This is a genomic window from Mariniflexile maritimum, from assembly GCF_009746565.1.
GTDB lineage: Bacteria > Bacteroidota > Bacteroidia > Flavobacteriales > Flavobacteriaceae > Mariniflexile > Mariniflexile maritimum.
In genome coordinates this window covers 252,867-272,339 of the sequence record NZ_WRPN01000002.1, presented here as the reverse complement: position 1 = coordinate 272,339, position 19,473 = coordinate 252,867, and the positions used below count along the sequence as shown (strand labels likewise).

Genomic DNA, 19,473 nt, shown 5'->3' with positions numbered 1-19,473 from the left:
ATAAATTGAAAACATAATTTTATGGAGGAAACTAAAAACTCTTTTAAAGATGCTTTAAAAGAAAGAATAAGCAACCCTTTTCTAGGAAAGTTGTTTTTAGCTTGGATGATTTGGAATTGGAAAATCACATATGTAACTTTTTTTGTTAGTGAAAATAGGTTAAATGAAAATAGACTAGAATTTGTATCTGACTATTTATCCGCAGACTGCCCTTTTGATTTTTTTAATATTTATATCGTACCTATTCTGATAACAATTATCCTTATTTGGTTGTTTCCTTATATTACACATGAAGCATATAAAGCTTCTGAAAAATTCAGAAAAAAGAAAGCTCTCAAAAAGAAAAATACCGATGATGAAATTAATAACTTTAAAGATCAAGAGATTCAAATTTTAAATAAACAAATTAGTGAAATAACTGAAAATAAAAAAGAATTGGATTCAATAATTGAAGAATTAAAACTCTTAGCAAAATATTTAGCAGAAGAAACTTCCATATTAAATAATAAAAACTATGAAAATCAAAAAAATAATTTCTTAGAACAATATAAAAATGAAATATTAACTAAAAAAACAAAGGATAGAGCTTTCAACTTAATTAATGGATATAATCAAGCTTACGATAAAAAAAGATATTTTAACCTTAATGACAAGAATGAAATAAACTTCCTATATAATAGTGGTTTAGTTGAAAAAGATAAAGCAGTTATTCGTTTATCTCCATTTGGTGAGTTTGTATCAAAAAACATCCTTTTTGAAAAATATCATTGGAATTTGACTGATTTTAATGGATATAGCAATTTAAATGATTAGTTAAAAAGAATATGACAAACACCTTAATACCTTACTACGCAGTCATTTTCACTTCAACGCAAAAAGAAAACATTGAGGGTTACAGCGATATGGCAGAAAAAATGGAAATCCTCGCAAAACAACAAAAGGGCTTTTTGGGTATGAATAGTGCCAGAAATGCAGTGGGTATTACCGTTAGCTATTGGGAAAGTTTAGAAGCTATAAAAAATTGGAAGCAACAAACGGATCATTTGGTGGCACAACAAAAAGGACGACAAGATTGGTACATTTGGTACAACGTGAGGATTTGCAAGGTTGAACGTGAGTATGAGTTTTATTCGTGAACAAAATAATAACCTACATAAAAACCCATAAAATTAAATCAGTCATCATTTTGCTGATTTTTATGGCCTATTATTTTAGTTTACCAAAACAACTATTTAAGGATCCCACGGCAACTGTAATTACCAGCAAAAACAAGGAACTTTTGGGCGCACAGATAGCCAGCGATGGCCAATGGCGGTTTCCACAAAACGACACCGTGCCAGAGAAATTCAAGACCTGCATCCTTCAGTTTGAAGATGAATATTTTAAATTTCATCCCGGTTTCAACCCCATTTCAATTTTTAAGGCATTGCGCGACAATCTCAAATCCGGCAATGTAAAACGCGGCGGAAGCACGTTGACACAGCAAGTGATTCGCTTATCACGAAAAAACCAAAAACGCAGCTATTTTGAAAAAGCCATCGAAATAATATTGGCCACCCGATTGGAATTCCGTGCTTCAAAAAACAAAATTCTAGCTTATTACAGCAGCAATGCCCCTTTCGGGGGAAATGTGGTGGGTTTGGATGCTGCCTCCTGGCGTTATTTCAACAGAAACCCGCACGAGCTTTCTTGGGCCGAAAGTGCCTTACTTGCGGTTTTGCCCAATGCCCCAAGCCTTATTTACCCCGGAAAAAACCATGAACAGTTGCTTAAAAAGCGCAACCTGCTTCTTAAGAAACTCTTTCAAAACAAAGCAATTGATAAACTTACCTATCAATTATCCATAGCCGAACCCATACCCGAAAAACCCTATCCGCTGCCGCAAATCGCGCCCCATTTGCTTCAAAAAGTTTCAAAACTGTACAACGGGAAACGGGTTCGCACCTCTGTTGATGTTCATTTGCAAAAAAGCATCAATGCCCTCGTGGAAAGCCATTACAACCAACTCAGTCAGAATGGCATTTACAACGCTGCCGTTTTGGTTTTGGATGTAAAAACCAGAAAAGTTTTGGCTTATGTGGGCAACACGCCAACCGACAAGGCCCACGAAAAAGATGTGGATATTATGGATAAGCCCCGAAGCACGGGCAGTATTTTAAAACCATTTCTTTATACCGCCATGTTGGATGCAGGCGATATTTTACCAAACACCTTGGTAGCCGATGTGCCCACGCAATTTGGCAGCTACAACCCCGAAAATTACAGCAAAACCTACGATGGTGCGGTGCCGGCAAGCAGGGCCTTGTCGCGTTCGTTAAATGTACCTTCGGTAAGGATGCTCCAGGAATTTGGTCTGGATCGGTTTCACCATTACCTAAAGGCGCTTCACCTCAAGGATTTAAAATACGATGCCAACCACTATGGCCTGTCGCTTATTTTGGGGGGCGCCGAAAGTAATTTGTGGGATTTGTGCAAAAACTATGCAGCCCTCTCTTCAACCTTAAACCATTTTTCTGAAAGTTCCAGCGAATATTTTTCAAATGAATTTTGTGAACCCACTTTTTTTGCTTCCGAAACAATTGATTTTGGCAAGAAAATGAATGAAAAAACACTTTTTGATGCCGCTTCCATTTACTTAACCTATGAAAGCATGAAAGAAGTAAACCGACCCGAAGGCGATGAAAACTGGGAGTTTTTTGATGGTTCCAAACAAATTGCCTGGAAAACGGGCACCAGCTTTGGGTTTCGCGATGCCTGGGCCATTGGCACCACCAAAGATTATGTAGTGGGCGTTTGGGTAGGCAATGCCGATGGCGAAGGCCGGCCAGGGTTGGTTGGTGTGCAAGCCGCAGCGCCCCTGCTTTTCGATGTATTTGAGGTATTGCCCCGTAGCAATTGGTTTTCAAAACCTTTTGATGAAATGCAGGAAGTAGAAATTTGCAAAAAAAGCGGCTACCGCGCCTCCCAAAACTGCGATGACGTAGAAATGACATACATACAATTAAGTGGCTTAAAAACCAAAGCGTGCCCATTTCACATCATGGCGCATGTAGATGCTACCGAAACCTATCAAGTAAATGCCTCTTGCGAAGATTTGGGCCAAATCCGAAACCAATCGTGGTTCGTGTTACCGCCCTTAATGGCCTATTACTACAAAACCAAAAATCCGTTTTACAAGCCCTTGCCCAAGTTTAGGAGCGATTGCCTGGGAAACAGTGCCATTACCATGGAATTTATTTATCCTGAGGAAGACAACCACATTTTTTTGGCCAAGGATTTTGACGGCAAGCCCAATGGTTTGATACTGAAAATAGCCCATTCCAAACCCGAGGCCACCCTATTTTGGTATTTGGATGAAACTTTTATGGGTAGCACCAAGGACATCCATGAACTGGCCCTGATGCCCAGAGAGGGCGCGCACATCATTACCGTAGTTGATGAATTTGGGAATGAGGTAAAAAGAAAAATGACTATTTCAAAATAGTTTATTGCCTTTCGGAAACCAATCGACTACACTTCTACTTTATTAAAAGCCACAAAATCCTTTAAATAATAAGGCTCAAAATACGCCACATCCTCAAAATCTTTTTCAATATATTTTTGAAAAGCCAACATTCCCATATTGTTGGCCGAGGGCAATTTGTCTTCTATAAAAATTGCGTTGGGATGCTGGATGAGCGTTTTTGTTTTTTCAACCCCATTGCCAATAAAATAGACGTTGCCTTGGTTTAAATAATGGGCGAAAGCGTTTTCATTTAAAATTTGTGCTTCGGTTTTATGGATTTGTTCATGCTTAGCATCAAAAATAGCCGCATAAACCTCTAACCGTCGTGCATCGAGCATGGGCACAATAACGCCATTTGCACCGGTAACTTGATGCGCCAAGGATTTAAGGGTTGCCACCGAAATTAAAGGAATATCCAAAGCGAAACAAAGCCCTTTTGCTGCAGAGACACCAATACGCAAACCGGTGTACGACCCCGGCCCTTTGCTTATGGCAATAGCATGCAGCTCCTTTTTTGAAACGCCCGCTTCCTTTAAAACGGCATCAATATACACATGCAAGCGTTCGGCATGGGAGTAATTTTTATCGAAATCTTCCTTTAATATTATGGTTTTTCCATTCCGCGAAAGCGCAACCGAACAATTGGTGGTTGCTGTTTCGATGTTTAGTATGAGTGTGTCCATTTTTTTAATATGTAACGCGCCCTAGCTTAAAGGTAGCTCCTTAAAAAAGGGTCCATTCAATAGGCTTAATTTAATAAAGATTTGCCCATGTAAAAGTCTAAAACCTTGGTTCTAAAAACAAAATTGTATTTGGCATTCAAATAAGAGGATTGCGCATTGATCAATCTATTTCTCACCTGTTCCAACTCAAAAGAAGTGTTTACACCCAAATTGTATTTCTCTTGGGCGTTTTTGAAAGCCTCTTGTTGTGCATCAACCGATGTTTGCGACGCTTCATATTGCTTTAAGGACGCTTTGGCATCGGCAAATGCCTGCTCGATATTGGTGGTTAAGGTTTGCTTTTCTTGTTCTAAGGCCAAACTCGATTTTTCCTTATTTATTTTTGCCCTATTCACATTGGCATCATTCCTAAAGCCAGAAAAAATAGGCACACTTAAACTAAACCCAAAGTTATAACCTAAATTATTTTCTAATTGTGTGCCAAAACCATTCGGCCTTAACTCTATGATGGTGCCTGTTGACAGATCATAAATAGGAATCACATCGTCTTGCCCTTGGATATGTTGAAAAGACGTTGCCAAACCAGCTCCAAACGTTAAGGTTGGATAATACGCACTTTTGGCAATGTTGATGTTTAATTGTGCGTTCTCAAGGTTTAACTCGGCGTTTTTTATTTCGGCCCTGTTTTCCAAAGCGTATGACAGAATTGTATTTGTGCTGTTATACTGTAATACGGCATCGGTTAAATCGATATCTATGGTTTGAACATCAAAATTTTCTTTAGGTACCTGAAGTAATTGTGACAAATTAAGCAAAGACAAATCGACACTGTTTTGTGCATTTACCAAACGCTCTTTGTCGGCCGCCAATTGCGATTGCGATTCGAACAAATCGGCCCTGGCGCGTACCCCTGCATCTACCAAACTTTGCACTTGTTCTAAACTTTTTGTGCTGATATCAATTTGTTCTTCCGCCAATTTGAGGCTTTCCTTGTTGAATAAAATATTCAAATAAGCGTTCACAACATTAAGTGAGATGTTATCTTTTAATATATCCAACTGCAATTGACTGCTTTTTAAACCTAATTTTGCCTGTTTGTACAAATTGGTGTTTTCAAACCCATTAAAAATGGTTATCCCGGTGTTAAGCCCAAAACTATTGCCTCTGGAATCGCGCGAAATTCTACTTCCATCCTGACCAATGAACGAGCCAAAATTGAACCCTTGAGATGCAGAACCACTAACCGTTGGTATAAAATTGGATTTTGCCGAAGTTATATTTTCTTCTGCAATTAAGGCATCCATTTCGGTTTGTTTAATTGAAATGTTGTGTTCCAAAGCATAGTCCACACACTCGCGGAGCGTCCATTTTTTTTCCTGGGAAAAGGATGAAATCCCTAATGCCAAGGCCAAAACAACAAGACCATGCTTTATTTTTAATGTATTATTTCTTGTCTTCATCCTCGTTATCTTTTGAAGCTTTGTTCCAAACTTTTATTTTATCGCCTTTTTTTACGCCTTCGGTAATTTCAACATTGATACCATCGGATAAGCCCAAGGTAACATCTTGTTTTTTGTACTTATTTTCACCTTCAAGTATTTCAACAAAGGGTTTTTCGGTAATACGGTTGTACTGTAAAAGGGCTTCTTTAATTGCCAATACCTTATTTTTACTTTCTAAATCGATTTCTGCATTGGCACTGTAACCTGCGCGAATATTGGTTGTAGCATCCAACGTTACATTGGCTTTAATGGTGAACTGCACCGCGCCATTCTCCTCGATGCCTTTTGGAGCTACGAAGGTTAACGTTGCGGGAAAGGTTTTATCGGCAATTGCGCCAAGAATTATTTTTATTTCTTTGCCTTCTTTAATTTTTCCAACTTCGGCTTCATCTACTTTTCCTTCAAAAATCATGTGGCTCATGTCGGCAATGGTAGCAATGGTTGTACCAGCATTAAAGTTGTTGCTTTCAATTACTTGGTCGCCCTCGCGTACCGGAATTTCAAGAATAGTACCAGCAATTTGCGCAATAATGTTGGTATTTGCTGAAGTACCGCCAGAGACGGAACCTTGTTTGATAATTTGATAATCATTTTGGGCTTGCGATAAATTTTCTTTTGCTTGACGGTATGCCAACTCGCTATTTTCAAAATCCTGTTTAGAAATCACCCCTTTTTCAAAGAGTATTTTATTTCTTTCATACAATACTTTTGCATTTTCAAAAGACAACTTAGTTGAAGCAATTCTACTACCAGCACCAACTAAACTTTGTTCATTTGGCACCACCCGGATTTTAGCAATTAGATCGCCTTTTTTTACGATGTCGCCTTCTTCAACCAAAATTTTATCAACAATACCCGAAATTTGTGGTTTTAGTTCTACCTCTTCCTCTGGGTTTAATTTGCCCGTAGCCACTGCCTTGGTATTGATGTTGGTGTAAAATGGTTCTTCTACTTTAAAATCCTCAATTGCTTTTGAGTTGGCATCCTTAAAATACTTGAGCACGAATGCCAATAGTATAATGACTACTATTACTAAACTGATTTTGACTGTTTTGTTCATTTGGTTATTCTTATTGTTATTATTTGTCAAATACTACTTCTATAAGCGATTTCAATTTAAAATTGGTTAAGTTACAGAAGGTTCATTGGGTTATTCTTGCTATTATTCTTCTCTTAATGCTTCTATGGGCTTGATGCTAGTTGCTTTAAAGGCTGGTATTAAGCCTATTAAAGTACCTAAAACCACTAATATTATCAATGCAACAAACACGACGGCTATTGAAACCGAGGCGTTTACGATGGCTGCACTAGGGCCTTGACCAAAAAAGTGGTCTAATGCAATGAGTATCCAGCCACCGGTAATAATTCCAAAAACACCAGCCACCAGGGTTAAAAAAACCGCTTCAACCACGATTTGGCGTTTAATTTCAAAAGGGGTTGCACCCAAAGCACGCCTTACGCCAATTTCTTTGGTACGTTCCTTAACGGTTATCAATAAAATATTCCCAATGGCAAAAACGCCTGCTATCAAGGTGGCTATGCCCACAAACCAAGTTAAAAATTGCATGCCCGTTAAAAAACCGGTTACCTTTTTAAATTCTTTGCCCAAATTGAAACTACCAAACGCCTGCGTATCATCAGGGTGGATGTTATTTAGGTTTTTTAGCAACAACTTTGCGTCTTCTTCAATTTGCTTGATGTCGTATTCGGGTTTTCCCGTAATCATCATCCAACCTATTCTATCACCTCTATTATAAATTTGCTGAAAGGTTGTAAACGGTATATGGATATCGGTTGATGGCCCCATGTTCATGTTTCCAGTTTCAAACATACCCACCACTTTAAAGTTAATGCCGTTAATTTCGATATACTCCCCTATGGGATCGTGATCTTTTTCAAAAAGTTGCTTGTAGGTATCCTCGGAAATAATGGCTATTTTTTTCTTGCCTTCAATATCATTTTGGTTGATGAACCTACCGCTGATGAGTTTTTTCTTTTGAAGTTTATCCAACAACGGATAATCGCCTGCCATTTGAAAGTTTCCAGAAAGGAAATTTTTGGTAACGCTTGTTGATTGCTGACTTCTAGGAAGCACAAACTCGATGCCTACCACGTTTTCCTCTACTTTTTTGGCATCGGATAACGTTAAATTTACTTGCTTGCCTTCTTGAAAACCTTTAAAGGGTTTGCTGGTACTTTGCCCCCAAACAAATACGCTGTTAGTTGCAAAATCGCCAAACAATCGGTTAAACGAATTTTCCAAACCTCTGGCAGAACCCAGTAACCCAATTAATAATAAAATGCCCCACCAAACGCCTACCATGGTTAAAATAGACCTTAGTTTGTTTTTACTAAAGCTATCAAAAACCTCTTGCCACGTATCTCTATCAATTAAAAATCTAAACATGTTTAGTCGTTTCTTAGTGCTACAATGGGTTTAATTTGCGATGCTTTTTTTGCGGGTAAATAACCAGCAATGGCACCGGCAACAATTAAGGTGATGGTTGCGCCAATTACCAAACTGTTACTTACACCAGGGTCTTTTATGAAATATTCCTTAAGGCTTGGGCCCACAAGTTCCAAAACGCCAACGCCCACCAACAGTCCAACATAACCTGCAATAGCGGTAATAAGGATGGATTCCAATAAAATGATGGACACGATCGATTTTGGCGATGCTCCTAATGCTTTTCGGATGCCTATTTCCTTAGTACGCTCTTTCACGATAAAAATCATGATGTTGCTAACGCCCACAATACCTGCAATTAAGGTTCCGAAGCCAATAATGAGGATGATGAAGGTTAAACTCATGGTCATTATTTCAACCTGTTTGGTGCCTTCGGCCATATTAAAAAGGCGAATGGCACGTTGGTCGCTTTGCGCTACCGAAAACCGTTCTTTTAAGCTTTTGGTTAAATCGGTTCCAAAAGATAGGGCTTGGTCGTTATTAAGTTCGGGGTTGTAGGTTAAGTGGATTAAATCGACAAAATCGTTATTCCCGTATAAAAACTGGGTTGTAGAAATGGGCATGTAAATAACGCTTTCTTCACTATCGCCTTCATCATCGGTAAAAACGCCCACAATTTTATAGGGAATACCGCTTAGGTTTATGTATTTGCCAATGGCATTTTCCTTAAAGAACAAATCGTCTTCAACCACCTTACCAATAACTACAACTTTGGTTTTATTGTCTATATCTTGCTGGTTGATGTAACGCCCTTTATCGATAACATTATTTTCAATAAACATGTATTCGGGATGAACGCCACGTAACTCGTAATTGCCTTTTTCACCTTTATAAGAAGCACTGGCACTTTTATTTACTTTTGAAGTGATGAATTGTACTTTATCGCCATACTCATCCAAGATAAACTGGCGGTCTTCGTTTTTAAACTGGATTTTTCGCCCTGCTTGAAGTCCTTTATTGGCTTTGGAAGTTCTTCCCGAAAAAATAACGATGGAATTGTTTGCATCGGTACCAAAGGCTTCCTTAAACGTGTTTTGCAACCCGTTTGCGATACCAAAAAGAATGGTAAACAACAAAATGGCGAATGCAACAGTAAAACCAGACAGTAAACTACGTGTCCTGTTTTTATTGATGCTCTGCACTATCTCGCGCCAAAGGTCTAAATCAAACATACTGTTGTTTTAACCTTACTTGTTCTACAAATTTGTCTTCCACGATAACGCCGTCGCGCAACCTAACAATACGTTTGCACATGTTGGCAATATCTTCTTCGTGGGTAACCATTAAAATGGTTTTTCCCTCATCGTTTAACTGTTGGATAAACTCCATGATTTCATGGGAAGTTTTAGAATCCAAAGCACCAGTGGGCTCATCTGCCAACAATAATTTTGGATTTGCCGCCAATGCCCTCGCGATGGCTACACGTTGGTTTTGACCGCCCGAAAGTTCTTTAGGCAAATGGTGCGCCCAATTTGCCAACCCTACTTTTTCTAGGTGAAACATGGCCAGTTCGTTACGTTCTTTACGTTTCATGCCTTGATAATATAACGGAAGCGCCACATTTTCGAGGGCGTTTTTGTAATTTATAAGGTTGAAAGATTGAAAAATAAACCCTAAAAACTTGTTTCTGTAAACGGCGGCTTTTTTTTCGGTAAGGTTTTTAATGGGCAACCCGTCGAGGATGTATTCGCCCGAATCTGCTTCGTCCAACATGCCTATGATATTCAATAAGGTTGATTTCCCTGAGCCCGACGAGCCCATAATGGCAACCATTTCACCTTGATCTACCTTTAAATCGATGCCTTTTAAAACATGTAAACTGGATTCGCCTATGGGATATGATTTGTGTAAATTATGTATTTCTAACATGTATTGGATGGTTAAGCAATGAAACCTTGTTATAAATAAGACTAACTATACAAAGAAATGTTACATACGGCGCTTAAAAAAGTTTTTATTACTTTTTTAACGTATTGTATTTCTTATAAATGAAATAGCCAATCCCTGCAATTAGTATGTAAGGTACTGCCATTAAATACACAATCCCGTCGTTAATGCCTTCGGCAGCCGTTTGTCCTTCGGCCGTTTCCAAAACCGCTCGACACATCGCGCACTGGGCGTTTGTTTTTTCAATAAAAAAGAGAAAAGACAAGAAAAAAAAGAGGGTTGGTTTTTTCATTTTAAACGTAATAAGGTGAAATCAAAACATAAACAATAACTCCCGACACCGCAACATATAGCCATAAGGGAAACGTGATTTTTGCTATTTTCTTATGCTTTTCGATATTGTTGGTAATGGCTCGTACATAAGTGATCAACACAAATGGAATAACGATTATAGACAACAGGATGTGTGTGAGCAAAATAAAATAATACACATATTTTATAATGCCCTCACCGCCAAATTTGGTAGAATCGCTGGTCATGTGATAGGCAACGTACATAACCAAAAACACTACCGAACAGCCTATGGCCGTTGTCATTAAATTTTCGTGGAGTACCATCTTTTTATTTTTGATGGCAACAAGTGCCACAACCAATATAACGGCAGTTAAACCATTAATGGTGGCATAAATAGGGGGCAAAAAAGATAAAGGCGCAACGTTTGGTATTTTAACACCAAACAAAATGGCAACCACAACGGGTATTAAAATAGAGAGTATAACTATAATTCTATTATATTTTTTATCATCCAATATTTGTTTGCCGTTATCCATAATTAAAGCACAAAATAGTTATTCGTTAAGTAATTTTTTTATGTCTGCTTTTAAAATACTAATTTCTTCTGGCATGCCTTCGTCATCTGCTTTTTCGGCTTCTGAAATCATACCGTTATAAAAAATAATGGGATTTCCGTTTACGATTCTGGAGCGTAAAAACCCGTTTTTATCAATTAACGCAAAATTGCCCGAATGTTCAAAACCACCTTCCACGGTATCATCTTTTGCGGTGTAGAGGTTAAAACCTTCGTTGGCCAATTTGTAAATAGCTGTTTGGTTGCCCGTCATTAAATGCCAATTGGGATTGGTTACGCCATACTTTTCGGCATAAGCTTTTAATACCTCGGAAGTATCATGATCAGGGTTTATGGTAAATGAGGCTACACCAAAGTTGTCAAAATCTTTAAACGTGTTTTGAATTTGGATTAAGTTTGCATTCATACGTGGGCAAATGGTGGGGCAGGTGGTGAAGAAAAATTCAATAACATATACCTTTCCCTCATAATCTTTATTGCTTATGGTTTTACCATCTTGATTTGTAAACGAAAAAGCCGGCACTTTTTTGCGCTCGCCATTAATTTCGATAAACGCTAAATCGGACTCCTTTTTGTTTTTATTGATGCTCAATCGTGTGCCCCCATCGTTTCTAACCATGTCGTTATTTGTGATTCTGTCAACAATTTTAGGAACGAAATAAATACCGAACACCAAAATAATGAAGGCGATGCCTATGTATGAATAATTTGTTTTTTTCATTTTACTGTTTTTTTATTCATGTTTCACCCCTTTTAAATCGTTGGCTCTTCGTATTTCCGAATTAAATTCGCCTTTTCGTTTTTGCCTATATTCTGTAAGCAGGATACGCACATCGTCGCACATTTTATTTTTAATTTCGGCTACTTCAATACAATCGTAAGCATTTAAGCCATATACCGGACGGTTTTTTGCCTTTTCATTATCGCTCCTGTCGTCCAGTCGGCCTCGTTGGTTCAAATCTTTATCGATTATAACTATATTGTTTGTTGCCAAATTTGCATCCAGAGGCATTTCATTTTTTAAACTATTGTAAACATTTTTAATAGCCTCGGGTTTGCTAAAAACAATATGCCAAAACCGCATATCTTCATAAGCGTTGATTTCCTTTTTAAGTGTTTCCGCAGCTTCCTGCGTGCCGTTGGGCATCACTAAAACAATTTGAAAATTTTTAAAACCTTTAAACTTATCGTAAACCAATTCCTTTAGGTTGGATGCTTGCGTAAGGTTATCCAAGGGTTGGCTTCCGAAAAAAGCTAACACGGTAATATGGTCTTTTAGACTTATTTTATCGCCCGTATCGGACGTAAAACCGTCCAAATCCAAAACCGATTCACCAACAATATCCAAGGGTTTATAATTATGGGTTGCCGGGTACAAAAGCAACAAAAAGGTTACCGGTAGAAAAAACAAAATAGCCAAAACAAAATACCTGCCAACCTTCTTATAGTCCATTAAAACGATTGTTTTTTATTATCAAACCAAACATAGCGCAAAAATAAAAAAAGGCGGTTTAATAACCGCCTTTATATATCTATTTAACTAAAATATTAAGTTAAAAATCTGTTTTTATATAACCGTTTTTAAAAACATCAAAAACGTATCCACCTTCTTGCAACAAAATAAAAATCAAATAGATGATCAAGAATACGGTGGTCCAAACTACCATGCGTCGCAAGGCTTTTACTTCATCGCGCATGTGCATGAAGTCCCAGGTAATATAGTAAGCCTTCACAATGGTTAAAATAATGAATATCCAGTTAAGCAATTTCATCCCCAAAAAATGGGCTTTTAATGGTTCGGGTTTGTAAATACCCAAAACAACTTCAACGGTGGTTACTATGGTTAAAAGAATTAATACGCCCCAAATTTTGTGGGTAACCGACTTAAAGGTAATCAAGCCTCTTAAAATTCCTAATTTATGTGCGTGTGCCATATTAAATGTATGTTTTTATGAATTAAACTAGGTAGAAGAAGGTAAATACAAATACCCAAACCAAATCTACAAAGTGCCAATAAAGTCCTACTTTTTCAACCATTTCATAGCTTCCGCGCTTTTCATAGGTTCCTAGAATAACGTTGAAGAAAATGATAATGTTGATAATAACGCCCGTTAACACGTGAAACCCGTGAAACCCTGTGATGAAGAAAAAGAAATCGGCAAACAATGGCGAACCGTATTCATTTTCATGCAGGTTGGCACCTTCTACAACGTGCTTCCCGTTATTTTTTAGCATTTGCAACGACTCCCCTCTTGAAAGTACCGTTTTATGACCGTGCTCGTTCAGGGTTTGCGTCCTGATGAGCATATCTGGATGCGCGTCAAAGCCTGAAATGACATCGTTTAGGGTATAAGTTGGCAAGGATCCTTCCTTTTGAAACCAAAAACCGTCTTTTCTTTCCAATTGTTCCCTTTCGGTTGGGGCAGCTACCACAAAATCCCTTAATGCCACCCGATGGCCTTCAGCATTTACAAATTGAATGATGTTTCCGCCTTTTGTTTGAACCGCACCATAATCGCCTTTTATAAAAGTTGCCCATTCCCAAGCTTGCGATCCAACGAATATTAAACCACCAATGATGGTTAAAAACATGTAAAGCGTTACTTTTGCCTTGTTTAAATGATGGCCTGCATCTACGGCAAGTACCATGGTAACAGACGACATGATAAGCACAAACGTCATAAACGCCACATAAATCATGGGGTGTTCCTGCCCGTGCAAAAAGGGTACGTGAGTAAACACCTCATCGGCAATGGGCCATGTTTCAATAAACTTAAATCTCGAAAAACCATAGGCCGCTAAAAAACCGGAAAATGTTAGGGCATCTGAAACGATGAAAAACCACATCATCATCTTGCCGTAACTCGCTTGTAACGGTTCGTTACCGCCTCCCCAAGTTTTTCCTTCCGTGCCAGTGCTTACAACTGATGTACTCATATTTTATTGGTTGTTTTTTTTAAGTGGGACAAAAATAATCAATTTATCTATTTAACGAAATTTACATCCATTAATTTTAAAAAAACGAAATGTAAAAATATTTTAAAATATGACATTTGTCATTTGAAAAAATAATAAAAACTATCCCACGAAATATAAGAATAAAAAGAGATATACCCAAAGTATGTCTATAAAATGCCAAAAAGTGGCAGCAAGTTCAAAACCAAGCATTTTAGATGGCCCATACTTCTGTTTAAAATGATTATAAATTACAACCAACAAGCAAATAAGCCCAACCACCACGTGTAAAATGTGCACAACCGCTATTAAATAGATGTACGACATGGTAACATTGCTGGTTGGCCCCGTGAAGTTATATCCTAGATCTATAATTTGTTGAAACCCTAAAAATTGGTTGTAAATGAAAACCAACCCTAGAATTAAGGTTGCAATAAGCCATAATGCAACAACTTTTCGATGGTTGGCTTTTAAGGCTTTTTTAGCCAACATAAACGTGATGCTACTTAAAAAAATAACGAAGGTACTGATAATAAACGCATTGGGCAGCACAAAATCCTTCAACCAATCGGGTCGGGAGCTGCTTACAACAAAAGCACTTGTCCATCCGGCAAAGGACATTACCAGTGAAATGATTCCAAACCAAAGCATCATTTTTTTGGCCCGGTTATTTTTTTCTTCAAAAGTTCCCTGCGTTAAATCCATGGTTATCTTATAAATTTATCAATTACATATACAATTTGTACCAACGTTATGTACGAAACACTGGCTATCATTAGTTGCCTTGCGGCCGTTACGGTCATTTCCTTAAACAATCGGAAAGCGTAATAGACCATACCCAACCCTAAAACAAAAACAATTACTGCCGCCACAATCGATAGCCGCAACGACCCTGTAAAGCCAAACACCGGAATAATGGATACCAAGAGCGTCCAAATGGTGTACATAATGGTTTGCACCGCGGTACCTTTATCTTGTTTGCCTGTGGGGAGCATGAAAAACCCGGCTTTTTCATAATCATCGTACAAAAACCATCCAATGGCCCAAAAATGCGGAAATTGCCAAAAAAACTGCAACGCAAACAAGGTACCAGGTTCTATGCCAAAATTATTGGTCGCCGCTACCCAACCCAACATAAACGGAATGGCCCCAGGAATGGCCCCCACAAAAACCGCCAAAGGGGTCTTGGTTTTTAAAGGCGTATAGGCGCAGGTATATAAAAAAATGGAAATGGCGCCAAACATGGCCGTTTGCTTATTGATGCTATACAAAATGGCGATGCCCAATATGGTGAAAAGCGTCGCAATAACAAAAGCTGTGTTAACCGACATGCGCCCCGAAGGAATGGGCCGGTTTTTGGTTCGTTTCATCAACGCATCTAAGTCTTTTTCAATAATTTGGTTAAACGCGTTGGAAGCACCCACCATAAAATAACCGCCAAAAGCCAATAAAATCAAGGTTTTGTAATCGACGGTTTCAACGCCCAACAAATACCCCGCCAATGATGAGAACACCACACTTAACGACAGGCGCATTTTAGTGATTTCCTTAAAATCTGAAATCACCGAAACGGTTGTTAACGACGTTTTTGGGTTGCTCAACGGTTCTAGGCTTTAGTTTTTAGTTTGCGAGTGCAAAGATACTTTTTAAAACATTTTGAACAACGCTTTTAACTGGTAAATTTATTTTGGGAAAAGGGATGTTGTTTTTTGGGTGCGTCCTTAGTTCGGATAATTATCGGAAGGGCTATCCGTAGCAAGTCCTCGTGCTTCTTATCGCAATTGGGAGCGCTGTGGCCTTTCCACTGCTATTCTTACGCAGGGGTGCATTTGTTTTTTTTTGGGGAGGTGTTTTTTATTGTTGCACACTACCACGCCATCATTTGTTCTTGTTGGGGTGTTGTCTCGTATCGAAAACCCTTACAATATAAAACTTTGTTTTGCCTTCTCGATATGTGATTTTGCAATGGTGATGTAATAGCTTGCGATAATTTTGTTTCAAATGTATAAAGGCGACATCAATAGTACCAATCTCTGAGGTGTCTATATCTTCACGTTCAAGTATTTCTGTACATTCTCGAAGGTCTAATACAATTTTTCGTGCTTTATCGTGTCCATAAAGATCAATATAAAATCTTGTGATTTTCTCTAAATCTTTGGTTGCTCTTAAAGACCATACTACTGGCTTTTTTTCTCTGTCCAACTTTCAATCATTTTTTTGACTTCAGCTTGACTGTGAATGCGTCTAGCCTTAATATCTTCTTCACCTTCAGCAATCATTTTATCATAATGCCTTTGCTCAATATATGATTTGGCCGTTTTATGCAAAGCTTTTAAAAAATTACCATCGGCTGTTTCTATATATTTACGCAATTCCTCTCTTAATTCTAAGGTTCCCATTATTTCTAAATATAAGTTAGCGTAAATATACAAAGTTATTTTTAAACCAATTTATCAAAAAAAAACATTGAAAGTTTTTGTTGAATAATCTTCTAAACAAATTCTTTTACCCAATTATAGGCTTTTTGTTGTTGCAGGCATTTAGTTGTCGAAATACCAATTGAACAAATCGGTTCGTATCCCGAAATTAAACCAAACCGTACTGCTTTTAAAGGTGTTGATGGTTTCTGCTTCTGGGTTGAAGTTTCGAACGGTTATGTCGGTAAAGATTTTTAAATTGGAAGCAGGATTGACGAGATATCCTGCTTGCAAATTACCATTGAAGATTTTGGTCTTATTGCCTTGTCCAATTGTCACACCTGTATCGAAGGGGCGGTCGTTGTAATTTCTATAAACATCGCCGCCATAACTAAAATTATCGGTGCCGTTGTTAAAATCGAGTCCGCGTACGCCAAAAATAAGTTTTGCATCGGCAAACCAACGGTTGAAATGGTATCGCCCAATAAGGATGGCTTCGCTAAAGTTAGCGCCCCACAAATGCGCCATCGATTGGTTGTTGTGCCCATAATTAAGCGCGATGGTATTGTGCGAATAGGTGTAAGGTCGGATGCGATTGTATTCAAATTGTAACAACAGATTATCCACTTTAAACGCATTGTAATATTTAACCCCCAACTGGTAGCCATATTTGTTTTTCCAACTTTTGTCGCCGCCTTTTATGTCGCCCAGCGAAAATTCATCCAAAATAAACTGACCGTACATGTTTACCTGGTCGTTGAATTTGTATTTTGCCGAAGCGCCCAACAAGGCATTGCCGGCACCTTGGCCAGTTTCAAACTCAATCGCTCGGTAAAAAATGATAGGATTTAAATAGTTCACATCAAAACCCCTGTTGTTGCTATTATCCCACACCACCGATTCAAATAAACCAATATTCAGTTTTTTTGAAACATTCCAACTTAAGTAATGGTTGGCCATGTATTTTGACAAAAATGCTTTGTCTTGCACAACATCATCTCTTACATCTTTTAACCACATCCACGTATTGGTGTATTTTAGTTTCCAGAAGGTGGTGTTCAATTTTAAAAAGGGGTGCGGACTCGCCACATCGCTTAACAATAACGAACGGTAGCCATCACCAATAAAGTTTTTGCCATGCCCAAATTGAATATTGATGAACTTTGCCGGGGCATACGACAAATAAGCTTCGGAAACGGGATAATCGTACCCATCTTTTTTAAATCGTTTTGCAATACCACGCCCGGGAACAATGGCCGGATCGGGACCAAAAGCCTTTAAACTTTCAGCATAATTGTTTACATATTCTGCAAAACGCCCTTGACTTTCAAAAACCGACGCATAAAAATTGAAGTTCTTGCCCAAACCACCTTGCACTAAAAAACCACGGGTATTGTTGTAGGTAGAATTGAAATCGGCGTTGGCATCGGTTCCCACTTCCAAATCGAAAACAGGGTCGATGGTAAACCAATAATCGGTACTCTGCAATTGCACCAAATGCTCGTTCCAAAGCTTTCGCCCTGCCCAAGTAGTGGTTTCTTTTTTTAGCTTGTTCTTTTCGGCTTTAAAATCGTAATAGTTTGCTACATCGTTATATACAAAAGGTTTGGATGCCGTGTGGCTGTTGGTGCCCACAAGATTCATATTCCTATCAAAACGCGCATAATCGCTGTGGGTAAACGGAATGTTCAACTGGCTTGAAAACGCCTTATCCGCGAAAGCTTCAATTGATTTATTAATGATGTCGAATTCTGTTTTAGCCTGTTGTTCTATTGTATGGATTGCCGTTTCTTTAGTTACATTTTGCTCAATTTCAGTTTGATTAACTAATGGAATTTTTATTGAAACCGTATATTGTTTATAGGTATTTCTACCATTGTAGGTTGCAGGGGTTATTTTTGGAAACGCTGAAAACACGCGCTTAACTTCCGTTTTTAACGATTCATACATGGCCTCTACATATATGACCTTAAATTGGCCGGTTGTGTCCACTTCAAAAATCACCACCACGTCGCCTTTATAATGTTCCTTTAAAACGTTTTCTGGCACAAGAAAGGTGTCGAAAATATGTTGATAAACATGGGTATCAAAACAGTGTTGCAACGCATCAATAGCCACATTTTCACAAGCAGGAAACACGGGCGGTTTTTCATGGAACGCATTATTTTGTGAAAATAAATGATATTGGACTAAAAGTAAGGCTAGTACAACGAAACGTTTCATCTGTGCTTTTTGAAAATTTATATTGGACTGAAAGATACTATATTTTTGATAATGCGGCATTAAAAAAGCCATTATCGTTTAACAGATAACGGCTTTTGGCAGTTTAAATTATTAGCTGATTAATCTTGCACTTCAAACACAATGGGCAAGGTGTAAATAACGCCTACATTTTTATCACGTTGTTTGCCCGGGGTCATTTCTGGGATGGTTTTGATAACGCGTTGGGCTTCAGCTTCCAGTTCTGGATGCGTGCTTCTTACCTTAATATCGTTAACCTGCCCTGTTTTATCTATTTTAAATTGGGTACGAATCACTTGTTTTCCATGCAAACCCAATTCACTTCCTAGATTGGTATTAAATTTCTTCTGGATTAATTGGTTTATTTTATCAGACATGCATTGGCGCCTTTCTTCGTTTGATTTTTTGTTCTCGCAACCCGGGAAAATAGGGACTTGTTCAATTTTTTCAAAAGAAACAGGCTCAGATTCATCAGGTTTTTTAACTAAAACCATGTTGCTAGGATGCATTGTTGCCTTCACTTGAACTTGTGGTTCTGATGGTGCTTCCTTTAAAATCTCAGGTGTATCATTAGGCACTTCCTCAAACTTTGTTGAAGGTTCGCTTCTTTTTTCCCGAACCGGCTTATCAACTACGGCTACTTCGGGCTTAAACTCTGGAACGTAATTTACAAAATCATCATCGGGCGGTGTTACCGTTACAAGTTTAGGAACTGTTGTTTCAAACTTCATTTCTAAAAAGCCGTAAGCAGCGAGCAAACAGATAATGAGCCCTACTTGAAAGTAAAGCGTTGAGTTTTTTCGTAAATTTGCATCATGCTTTTGCGATTTTTTCACGATTTCGCCATTTTGCCGAATGGGTTCGTGGATTTTCTTTGGAATGCTCATAATAATTATAATTTAAATGTTAATATTATGATAAAATCACAATAAGCATACCAAAAAAGAA

21 protein-coding genes are annotated in these 19,473 nt (G+C 38.2%); 3 read left to right on the top strand and 18 right to left on the bottom strand.

Features of this window, described 5'->3' with window-relative positions; translation table 11 throughout:
- The first annotated feature begins 21 nt into the window (after positions 1-21).
- The 3 genes from GQO80_RS04020 to pbpC are packed head-to-tail and all read left to right on the top strand — an operon-like array spanning position 22 to position 3,484.
- Positions 22-813, top strand: coding sequence for a hypothetical protein (locus GQO80_RS04020; protein WP_157207047.1), 792 nt, complete (start codon positions 22-24; stop codon positions 811-813).
- 11 nt (positions 814-824) lie between these two features.
- Entirely contained in the window at positions 825-1,136 is a 312-nt protein-coding gene (locus GQO80_RS04015; protein WP_157207046.1) for an antibiotic biosynthesis monooxygenase family protein, read from the top strand.
- Positions 1,133-3,484, top strand: a complete 2,352-nt coding sequence (gene pbpC, locus GQO80_RS04010) for a penicillin-binding protein 1C (RefSeq protein WP_157207045.1) — start codon at positions 1,133-1,135, stop codon at positions 3,482-3,484. Before GQO80_RS04015 ends, pbpC begins: the two co-directional genes overlap by 4 nt.
- A gap of 26 nt (positions 3,485-3,510) precedes the next feature.
- On the opposite strand, the gene tsaB is transcribed toward pbpC, so the two are convergent.
- The 18 genes from tsaB to GQO80_RS03920 all read right to left on the bottom strand — a co-directional run bounded on the left by tsaB (position 3,511) and on the right by GQO80_RS03920 (position 19,412).
- Entirely contained in the window at positions 3,511-4,188 is a 678-nt protein-coding gene (tsaB, locus tag GQO80_RS04005; RefSeq protein ID WP_157207044.1) for a tRNA (adenosine(37)-N6)-threonylcarbamoyltransferase complex dimerization subunit type 1 TsaB, read from the bottom strand.
- Between the two features lie 65 nt (positions 4,189-4,253).
- Positions 4,254-5,648, bottom strand: coding sequence for a TolC family protein (locus GQO80_RS04000; protein ID WP_157207043.1), 1,395 nt, complete (start codon positions 5,646-5,648; stop codon positions 4,254-4,256).
- Positions 5,632-6,750 carry an efflux RND transporter periplasmic adaptor subunit gene (locus tag GQO80_RS03995; protein WP_157207042.1) on the bottom strand — a complete coding sequence of 373 codons (1,119 nt, stop codon included), beginning with the start codon at positions 6,748-6,750 and terminating at the stop codon, positions 5,632-5,634. The genes GQO80_RS04000 and GQO80_RS03995 overlap by 17 nt, the downstream gene beginning before the upstream one ends.
- A 102-nt stretch (positions 6,751-6,852) precedes the next feature.
- A complete protein-coding gene (locus tag GQO80_RS03990; RefSeq protein ID WP_157207041.1) occupies positions 6,853-8,097 on the bottom strand; it encodes an ABC transporter permease in 1,245 nt (414 codons plus the stop codon).
- A gap of 2 nt (positions 8,098-8,099) precedes the next feature.
- Positions 8,100-9,329, bottom strand: coding sequence for an ABC transporter permease (locus tag GQO80_RS03985; protein WP_157207040.1), 1,230 nt, complete (start codon positions 9,327-9,329; stop codon positions 8,100-8,102).
- Positions 9,322-10,026: an ABC transporter ATP-binding protein gene (locus tag GQO80_RS03980; protein ID WP_157207039.1), complete on the bottom strand. Its 705-nt coding sequence runs from the start codon at positions 10,024-10,026 to the stop codon at positions 9,322-9,324. The genes GQO80_RS03985 and GQO80_RS03980 overlap by 8 nt, the downstream gene beginning before the upstream one ends.
- A gap of 88 nt (positions 10,027-10,114) precedes the next feature.
- Entirely contained in the window at positions 10,115-10,336 is a 222-nt protein-coding gene (locus GQO80_RS03975) for a hypothetical protein (protein ID WP_157207038.1), read from the bottom strand.
- A gap of 1 nt (position 10,337) precedes the next feature.
- Entirely contained in the window at positions 10,338-10,874 is a 537-nt protein-coding gene (locus tag GQO80_RS03970) for a DUF420 domain-containing protein (protein ID WP_157207037.1), read from the bottom strand.
- A gap of 18 nt (positions 10,875-10,892) precedes the next feature.
- Positions 10,893-11,633 carry an SCO family protein gene (locus GQO80_RS03965; RefSeq protein ID WP_157207036.1) on the bottom strand — a complete coding sequence of 247 codons (741 nt, stop codon included), beginning with the start codon at positions 11,631-11,633 and terminating at the stop codon, positions 10,893-10,895.
- 12 nt (positions 11,634-11,645) lie between these two features.
- The gene (locus tag GQO80_RS03960) at positions 11,646-12,365 is read right to left on the bottom strand and encodes a hypothetical protein (protein ID WP_157207035.1); all 720 of its coding nucleotides are present in this window, start codon (positions 12,363-12,365) and stop codon (positions 11,646-11,648) included.
- Between the two features lie 100 nt (positions 12,366-12,465).
- The gene (locus GQO80_RS03955) at positions 12,466-12,846 is read right to left on the bottom strand and encodes a cytochrome C oxidase subunit IV family protein (RefSeq protein WP_157207034.1); all 381 of its coding nucleotides are present in this window, start codon (positions 12,844-12,846) and stop codon (positions 12,466-12,468) included.
- Between the two features lie 22 nt (positions 12,847-12,868).
- A complete protein-coding gene (locus tag GQO80_RS03950) occupies positions 12,869-13,849 on the bottom strand; it encodes a cytochrome c oxidase subunit 3 (RefSeq protein ID WP_157207033.1) in 981 nt (326 codons plus the stop codon).
- Positions 13,850-13,990: 141 nt separating this feature from the next.
- Complete coding sequence (locus GQO80_RS03945) at positions 13,991-14,572, bottom strand: cytochrome c oxidase subunit 3 (protein ID WP_157207032.1); 582 nt, start codon at positions 14,570-14,572, stop codon at positions 13,991-13,993.
- A 2-nt stretch (positions 14,573-14,574) separates the two neighbouring features.
- Positions 14,575-15,468, bottom strand: coding sequence for a heme o synthase (gene cyoE, locus GQO80_RS03940; protein ID WP_157207031.1), 894 nt, complete (start codon positions 15,466-15,468; stop codon positions 14,575-14,577).
- Positions 15,469-15,745: 277 nt separating this feature from the next.
- Complete coding sequence (locus tag GQO80_RS03935) at positions 15,746-16,069, bottom strand: type II toxin-antitoxin system RelE/ParE family toxin (RefSeq protein ID WP_157207030.1); 324 nt, start codon at positions 16,067-16,069, stop codon at positions 15,746-15,748.
- Complete coding sequence (locus tag GQO80_RS03930; RefSeq protein ID WP_157207029.1) at positions 16,045-16,266, bottom strand: hypothetical protein; 222 nt, start codon at positions 16,264-16,266, stop codon at positions 16,045-16,047. Before GQO80_RS03930 ends, GQO80_RS03935 begins: the two co-directional genes overlap by 25 nt.
- Before the next feature lie 141 nt (positions 16,267-16,407).
- Positions 16,408-18,507 carry a gliding motility protein RemB gene (locus tag GQO80_RS03925; RefSeq protein WP_157207028.1) on the bottom strand — a complete coding sequence of 700 codons (2,100 nt, stop codon included), beginning with the start codon at positions 18,505-18,507 and terminating at the stop codon, positions 16,408-16,410.
- A gap of 119 nt (positions 18,508-18,626) precedes the next feature.
- The gene (locus tag GQO80_RS03920; RefSeq protein ID WP_157207027.1) at positions 18,627-19,412 is read right to left on the bottom strand and encodes an energy transducer TonB; all 786 of its coding nucleotides are present in this window, start codon (positions 19,410-19,412) and stop codon (positions 18,627-18,629) included.
- Positions 19,413-19,473 lie beyond the last annotated feature (61 nt).

What these genes read in the sequence shown, in the direction of transcription:
- GQO80_RS04020 (WP_157207047.1), top strand. Translation starts at nt 22, where the DNA reads ATGGAGGAAACTAAAAACTCTTTTAAAGATGCTTTAAAAGAAAGAATA.
- GQO80_RS04015 (WP_157207046.1), top strand. Translation starts at nt 825, where the DNA reads ATGACAAACACCTTAATACCTTACTACGCAGTCATTTTCACTTCAACG.
- tsaB (WP_157207044.1), bottom strand. Translation starts at nt 4,188, where the DNA reads ATGGACACACTCATACTAAACATCGAAACAGCAACCACCAATTGTTCG.
- GQO80_RS04000 (WP_157207043.1), bottom strand. Translation starts at nt 5,648, where the DNA reads ATGAAGACAAGAAATAATACATTAAAAATAAAGCATGGTCTTGTTGTT.
- GQO80_RS03995 (WP_157207042.1), bottom strand. Translation starts at nt 6,750, where the DNA reads ATGAACAAAACAGTCAAAATCAGTTTAGTAATAGTAGTCATTATACTA.
- GQO80_RS03990 (WP_157207041.1), bottom strand. Translation starts at nt 8,097, where the DNA reads ATGTTTAGATTTTTAATTGATAGAGATACGTGGCAAGAGGTTTTTGAT.
- GQO80_RS03985 (WP_157207040.1), bottom strand. Translation starts at nt 9,329, where the DNA reads ATGTTTGATTTAGACCTTTGGCGCGAGATAGTGCAGAGCATCAATAAA.
- GQO80_RS03980 (WP_157207039.1), bottom strand. Translation starts at nt 10,026, where the DNA reads ATGTTAGAAATACATAATTTACACAAATCATATCCCATAGGCGAATCC.
- GQO80_RS03975 (WP_157207038.1), bottom strand. Translation starts at nt 10,336, where the DNA reads ATGAAAAAACCAACCCTCTTTTTTTTCTTGTCTTTTCTCTTTTTTATT.
- GQO80_RS03970 (WP_157207037.1), bottom strand. Translation starts at nt 10,874, where the DNA reads ATGGATAACGGCAAACAAATATTGGATGATAAAAAATATAATAGAATT.
- GQO80_RS03965 (WP_157207036.1), bottom strand. Translation starts at nt 11,633, where the DNA reads ATGAAAAAAACAAATTATTCATACATAGGCATCGCCTTCATTATTTTG.
- GQO80_RS03960 (WP_157207035.1), bottom strand. Translation starts at nt 12,365, where the DNA reads ATGGACTATAAGAAGGTTGGCAGGTATTTTGTTTTGGCTATTTTGTTT.
- GQO80_RS03955 (WP_157207034.1), bottom strand. Translation starts at nt 12,846, where the DNA reads ATGGCACACGCACATAAATTAGGAATTTTAAGAGGCTTGATTACCTTT.
- GQO80_RS03950 (WP_157207033.1), bottom strand. Translation starts at nt 13,849, where the DNA reads ATGAGTACATCAGTTGTAAGCACTGGCACGGAAGGAAAAACTTGGGGA.
- GQO80_RS03945 (WP_157207032.1), bottom strand. Translation starts at nt 14,572, where the DNA reads ATGGATTTAACGCAGGGAACTTTTGAAGAAAAAAATAACCGGGCCAAA.
- GQO80_RS03930 (WP_157207029.1), bottom strand. Translation starts at nt 16,266, where the DNA reads ATGGGAACCTTAGAATTAAGAGAGGAATTGCGTAAATATATAGAAACA.
- GQO80_RS03925 (WP_157207028.1), bottom strand. Translation starts at nt 18,507, where the DNA reads ATGAAACGTTTCGTTGTACTAGCCTTACTTTTAGTCCAATATCATTTA.
- GQO80_RS03920 (WP_157207027.1), bottom strand. Translation starts at nt 19,412, where the DNA reads ATGAGCATTCCAAAGAAAATCCACGAACCCATTCGGCAAAATGGCGAA.